The 6463-nt window shown below is 65.4% G+C and carries 4 protein-coding genes; 1 reads left to right on the forward strand and 3 read right to left on the reverse strand.

The window, feature by feature from the left end; translation table 11 throughout:
• Positions 1-303: 303 nt before the first annotated feature.
• Positions 304-3849 (reverse strand): pyruvate:ferredoxin (flavodoxin) oxidoreductase, encoded by a 3546-nt coding sequence (gene nifJ, locus COLINT_RS05235; protein WP_006723374.1) that lies wholly within the window; start codon positions 3847-3849, stop codon positions 304-306.
• Between the two features lie 389 nt (positions 3850-4238).
• Here nifJ and COLINT_RS05240 point away from each other — a divergent pair, with 389 nt between their 5' ends.
• Positions 4239-5174, forward strand: coding sequence for a hypothetical protein (locus COLINT_RS05240; protein WP_039910379.1), 936 nt, complete (start codon positions 4239-4241; stop codon positions 5172-5174).
• 37 nt (positions 5175-5211) lie between these two features.
• On the opposite strand, the gene COLINT_RS05245 is transcribed toward COLINT_RS05240, so the two are convergent.
• On the reverse strand, positions 5212-6090 hold the full coding sequence (locus COLINT_RS05245) for an FHA domain-containing protein (protein ID WP_039910380.1): 879 nt from the start codon (positions 6088-6090) through the stop codon (positions 5212-5214).
• 73 nt (positions 6091-6163) lie between these two features.
• Positions 6164-6463 (reverse strand): hypothetical protein (locus COLINT_RS08645; protein ID WP_006723379.1); only part of this gene is annotated, 300 nt, incomplete at its 5' end.

Genomic DNA, 6463 nt, shown 5'->3' on the forward strand with positions numbered 1-6463 from the left:
CATGGGCACAGGGCCGGGGGCGAGCACGGGACCGGGGCTGGGCGCAGGGCCGGGGGCCGTTCGGCCTCTCGAGATACAACGTAAGTCACGTTTGGACCATCAAAAACGTGACTTCGGTTATATCTCGAGCCCCGGCTCAACGGTGCGGCCGCATCTCGGGCCCAGGCGCAACGGCGACGGTCGCATCTCGGGTCCGATCCAGCGGCGACGGTCACATCTCCGCTCAAAACGAAAGCGCCCCCGCCGGACATCTCGGCGGGGGCGCACAAATCGCTCTGTGCTACAAAGCGCAGCTATCGAAGACTACTCCTCGTTATAGAGGGTCTTGAGCTTGACGAGGTGCTTGTAGCGATCCATGGCGGCAGCCTCGTTGGCGGCGAAGAGCTCCTCGGCGCGCTCGGGGAACGCGGCGGTCAGGCTCGCGTAGCGGGCCTCGTTCATGAGGAACTCCTGGTAACCGCCAGCCGGCTCCTTGGAGTCGAGGGCGAACTTCTTACCCTCGGGGGCAGCCGGGTTGTAGCGGAACAGGTTCCAGTAGCCGCAGTCCACGGCCTTCTTCATCTCGGCCTGGCAGTTCTGCATGCCGCCCTTCTTGATGGAGTGCATCTCGCAGGGGCTGTAGCCGATGATGATGGACGGGCCGTCGTAGGCCTCGGCCTCGTGGATGGCCTTGAGGGTCTGAGCCGGGTTGGCGCCCATGGCGACCTGCGCCACGTACACGTAGCCGTAGCTCATCGCAATCTCGGCGAGGCTCTTCTTCTTGATGTTCTTGCCCGCGGCGGCGAACTGGGCGACCTGGCCCAGGTTAGAGGCCTTGGAGGCCTGGCCGCCGGTGTTGGAGTACACCTCGGTGTCGAACACAAAGACGTTGACGTTGTTGCCAGAGGCCAGGACGTGGTCAAGGCCGCCGAAGCCGATATCGTAGGCCCAACCGTCGCCGCCGAAGATCCAGAAGGACTTCTTGGTGAGGTACGCCTTGTCGGCCAGGATCGCCTTGGCCTTATCGCAACCACAGGCCTCGAGCTGCTCGATGTAGGCGGCAGCCGCGGTCTTGAAGGCCTCGACATCGTCGCGGGAGTCGATCCAAGCCTGAGCGGCGGCCTTCAGCTCGTCGGTCGCGCAGTCGGAAGCCATGAGCTCCTCGCTCTGGGCGACGAGCTTGCCCTGGACTGCCTTGTAACCGAGCTCGAGACCGAGACCGTGCTCGGCGTTGTCCTCGAACAGGGAGTTGTTCCATGCCGGGCCATGGCCGTTCTTGTCGGTGCAGAACGGGGAGGTCGCGGCCGGGTTGCCCCAAATGGAGGAGCAGCCGGTGGCGTTGGAGATGAACATGCGGTCGCCGCAAACCTGGGTCACCAGGCGAGCGTAGGCCGTCTCGGCGCAGCCGGCGCAGGAGCCGGAGAACTCAAGCAGGGGCTGCTTGAACTGGCTGGACTTGACGTTGTTGCCGATGAGCTCGGGCTTCTCGGCGACGTTGGCCACGCAGTAATCGAAGGTCTTCTGCTCCACGAGCTCGCCCTCGGCGGGAACCATGGTGAGCGCATCCTTGGGGCAGACCTTGGCGCAGTTGGTGCAGCCCATGCAGTCGAGCGGGCTGACGGCGATGGCGAACTTGTAGCCGGTGTCCTTGGGGATCTTCACATCCAGCATGCGCATGGTCTCGGGCGCCTCGGCGACCTCGGCCTCGTTGAGCGCGAAGGGACGGATGGTGGCATGCGGGCAGACGTAGGCGCACTGGTTGCACTGAATGCACTTGGTCTCATCCCAGTGCGGGACCATGACGGCCACGCCGCGCTTCTCGAACTGGGAGGCGCCCAGCTCGAACTGGCCGTCGGCGTAATCCTTGAACGCGGAGACGGGCAGGGAGTCGCCATCCATGCGGGCGATGGGCTCCATGAGCTCCTTGACCTGCTTGGCGATGGCGCTCTTCTCGTCCTCGGAGAGGACGGAGGCGGGAGCGGCGTCGGTGGCGTCGGCCCAGTCGGCCGGGACGTCGAACTTTACAAAAGCAGTGGCGCCGGCATCGATGGCCTTGTGGTTGGCCTCGACGATGGCCTCGCCCTTCTTGGCATAGGACTTGGTTGCCGCTTCCTTCATGTAGCGGATCGCGTCCTCCTGCGGCAGCACGCCGGCCAGGGCGAAGAACGCGGACTGCAGCACCGTGTTGGTGCGCTTACCCATGCCCACCTTGGCAGCCAGGTCGATGGCGTCGATCAGGTAGACGTTGATGTTGTTCTGGGCGATGTAGCGCTTGGCGTTAGCCGGCATGTGGGAGGCGAACTCCTCGGGCGTCCACTGGCAGTTGACCAGGAACGTGCCGCCGGGCTTGACGTCGCGGACCATCTTGAAGCCCTTGATGATGTAGCTCGGGTTGTGACAGGCCACGAAGTCGGCCTTGTTCACGTAGTACGGAGAGCGGATCGGGGAGTCACCGAAGCGCAGGTGCGAAGTGGTCACGCCGCCGGTCTTCTTGGAGTCGTACTGGAAGTAGGCCTGGACGTACTTGTCCGTGTGGTCGCCGATGATCTTGATCGAGTTCTTGTTGGCGCCAACGGTGCCGTCGCCGCCGAGGCCCCAGAACTTGCACTCGATGGTGCCCTCGGCCGCCGTGTTGGGGGCGTCCGGATCCATGGGCAGGGACAGGCCGGTAAGGTCGTCCTCGATACCGATGGTGAACTCGCGCTTGGGCGCGTCCTTCTTGAGTTCCTCGAAGACCGCGAAGGCAGCCGCCGGGGGCTCGTCCTTGGAGCCGAGGCCGTAACGGCCACCGGTCACCACGAGGTCGGAGCGGCCGGCCTCATACAGGGCGGAGACGACATCCTGATACAGCGGCTCGCCGATGGAGCCGGGCTCCTTGGTGCGGTCGAGCACGGCGACCTTCTTGACGGTCGCGGGCAGCGCGGCCACGAAGTCCTCGACGGACCACGGACGGTACAGGCGGACCTTGACCAGGCCGACCTTCTCACCGTGGGCGTTCAGGTAGTCGATGACCTCCTCGAGCGTATCGCAGAAGGAGCCCATGCACACGACCACGCGGTCGGCGTCGCTGGCGCCGTAGTAGTCGAACAGGTGATAGTTGGTGCCGAGCTTGGCGTTCACCTTGTCCATGTAGGACTGGACGATGGCGGGCAGCGCGTTGTACGTGCCGTTGCAGGCCTCGCGGTGCTGGAAGAAGATGTCGCCGTTCTCATGGCTGCCGCGGGCCGCGGGATGCTCGGGGTTGAGCGCGTGGTCGCGGAACGCCTGGACGGCGTCCATGTCGCACATGTCCTTGAGGTCCTCGTAATCCCACACGGCGACCTTCTGGATCTCGTGCGAGGTGCGGAAGCCGTCGAAGAAGTTGACGAACGGCGTCTTGCCGGTGAGCGCGGCGAGGTGGGCGACGGGCGAGAGGTCCATGACCTCCTGGACGTTGCCCTCGGCGAGCATGGCAAAACCGGTCTGGCGGCAGGCCATGACGTCGGAGTGATCGCCGAAGATGTTGAGCGCGTGGGTGGCGACGGTGCGGGCCGAGACGTGGAAGACGCTCGGCAGGCCCTCGCCCGCGATCTTGTACATGTTCGGGATCATGAGCAGAAGACCCTGCGATGCCGTGTAGGTGGTGGTGAGGGCGCCAGCGCCCAGGGAGCCATGCACGGCGCCGGCGGCGCCGGCCTCGGACTCCATCTCGACCACGTTCACGGGCGTGCCGAAGATGTTCTTCTTGCCCTGAGCGGCCCACTGGTCGACATGGTCGGCCATGGGGCTGGACGGCGTGATGGGATAGATTCCCGCCACCTCGGTGTACGCGTACGAAACGTACGCGGCGGCCTCGTTGCCGTCCATAGATTTGAACTTGCGATCTGCCATATACCCCTCTCCTCTCGAACTAGGTATATAAGGCGCCGGGGCCAGGCGGACCCCGGGTTATATATGAGAATGGCCCCGCGCGGGGCGCCAAGCGCGGCCCGGAGACGGTCCTTCCCATAGGTGGTGCGCGCGACATGACGAATCGACGCGAAACTACGCACGCGTCCTCATTGTACCCCGCTCGGCGACGCGGATGCCGACAATCGGGGTTCATCGGCAAACGTTTTACCCAGCTAAATTCGCAGGTCATCGAGCAGTTTGAGCAACGCCCGACGGCGTTTGCGAACGGGGCCTCCCCAAGCCGGACCCCCTATCAAAATTGTTGCTCAACATTTTGTCCGCACGGGCGCATACGGTAGAGACATCGGATTCTATGGACAGGAGGAGCCGTGGGAAACTCGAATGAAACGCCGGCGGCCCAGGCCGGCATGACCACCGCCGAAGCGCGCGCGGCGGTGCGCGCCCGCAGGGAGACTCTCGCCCACGCCGAACGCAGGCATCGGGAGTGCTGGGATGAAACGGAGCGCATCTCCAACCTGCGCGAGCGCCTGTGCGATCTCAAGCGGGAGGACCGGGCGCGCCAAATCGCCAGCCTCCAGCTGGACGCCGAGGGCGCCAAGCCCGGATGCGAGGTCAGCGCCGTATGCGATCGCATGGCCGAGGAGGAGACCGCCCTCAAGCCCCCGTGCACCGAGCACCACGACGAGCAATGCCGCTGCCCCAGGTCCACCACCTGCCGCGAGCTGCGTCGCCGCATCGCCTACCTCAAGAGCGCTGTGACCCAGACGGACCTGCAGGCGGCGTTTTTCGACCTGTACTCCGCGGAGCTCGAGATGGACAAGGCCCGCGCAGAGCTGCTCTGCCTACTCAGGGACCTGCCGGAACGCATCGTGCAAGAGATTGGCGAACAGGTGCCCACGCAGGAAGATTTCGACGAGCTGCCCAACGCCTGGGGCATCGCCGCCGTCGAGAACCACATGCGCAAAGGGGGCTCCACCGACGAGCCAGATCCAGTCGACCAGCTCAATTACCGTAGGTGGCTCGTCGAACTCTCCCAGGGAGCGCTCGGCTATTCCGGCCACCTCGAACATGAGATGGCCCGCCATCGCATCGAGCTCGAGGTGCTCGAGCAGCAGGCCGCGACCGTCGATTTCTTCGATGGAGACGAGCTCGAGCAGATCGCCCAGGCAGCGGTGCTGCAAAAAGCGCGCATCGCCGCATGCCAAGAGCAGCTCGATGAGCTCGCCTCCGCCGCCGGCGCGCTCGACAAGCGCATGGAGGCATGCGAGGCGGAGCTGCAGCGCTTTCTCGGCAGGGAGGAGTAGGGTCGGGTCCCTTCGCGGGCCAGCCGGCGACGCGCCGTTAGCGCGCCATCTCGGCCGCACCCTCCACCAGGACGAACGTCGTACGCGAACCCAAACGGACCTCATCGCCGGGATGTATCTCCACGGCCTCGTTTTTTGCGATGCGCGACGGGGCCGAGCCGTCACCGTCAACCACCACGGTCCCGTTACTGGAGCCAAGATCACTCAGCATCCAGCGTCCCGCACCGGCATCGGCGGCCTCGTACCACACGCGCGCATGATGGGCCGAAACGTCTCCGGCCACGTCGGTGATATCCTCCGAACCTGTGGCCAATGCGCCGATCTCGGCCCCGGCCGAACCGGACGAGACCCAATACGGCTCGCTGGCGATAACCCCATCCACGATGCGCACAAACCCGAGCACGCGCGGTAGCACAAGATCGACCTGCGTCTTCTTGGGGTCGAGAGAGACCGGGCAGGATGTGGGAGTGCCGAGCCTGCCGCCCATCAGGCAACGGATGTACTCCGTGGTGTAATCGACCGCTCGGCCAACGTTGGCCGAGCACCCCGCCGCCACGAGCAGGACCAAGGCCGCCTCGGCACGCTCCCCCACCGTATAACCCTCGCCATCGCGCACGCGGGCCAGGGCGTTGCGGTAGAGGCGCACGTCATCATGGCTCGCCTCCAACGCACGCACCATGGGTTCGCCGGCCTCGCCGCACACCATGTCGAGAATCTCCGCGCAGGTGCGAGAGCCCGAACGGCTGGTGCGCAGGCGGTTCATCACGCGCTGCGCCGCAACACCGTAATCGCGGAACAGCCGCTCCTGAGACGCATCGGCCGGGGCGTGCACCACAAAGCGCGACACCCAGCTCCGATCGGACGAACGGCTCTGCGGGCTGCGCCCATCGGCAAGCGGTCGCTCGGACAAGATCATCGAGGCCAGCTCCTTATGGCTGATCCCCCCAAATCGCTTGAGTATGTCAAACAGGGCCCCGCAGGGCGTCTGCTCATTCGCGCGCTTCAGCGGCATCTGGGACCTCCGTATCCTCGGGCAGGGAGGCGTGGGCGTCGGGCCCCTCCCCCATAATCGAACGTTGCGCCACCATATGCGGCAAACCGGCGACGGGTGCGCCGAAGGGCCGTGGCAAAGCCGTGATGGCGTACTCGAGCACAAGCGGGCACCACGCCGCCGCAACCGCCAGGAACAGCGCGGCGAGCAGCGGGGATCTTCCGATCACGCCCAAGAACGAGACGTGCGAGACGAGCGCGAGTACGAGTGCCGAGCCCGCCGCCAGAGCGAGCGTCCC

The sequence above is a fragment of the Collinsella intestinalis DSM 13280 genome, from assembly GCF_000156175.1.
Lineage (GTDB): Bacteria > Actinomycetota > Coriobacteriia > Coriobacteriales > Coriobacteriaceae > Collinsella > Collinsella intestinalis.

What these genes read in the sequence shown, in the direction of transcription:
- nifJ (WP_006723374.1), bottom strand. Translation starts at nt 3,849, where the DNA reads ATGGCAGATCGCAAGTTCAAATCTATGGACGGCAACGAGGCCGCCGCG.
- COLINT_RS05245 (WP_039910380.1), bottom strand. Translation starts at nt 6,090, where the DNA reads ATGATCTTGTCCGAGCGACCGCTTGCCGATGGGCGCAGCCCGCAGAGC.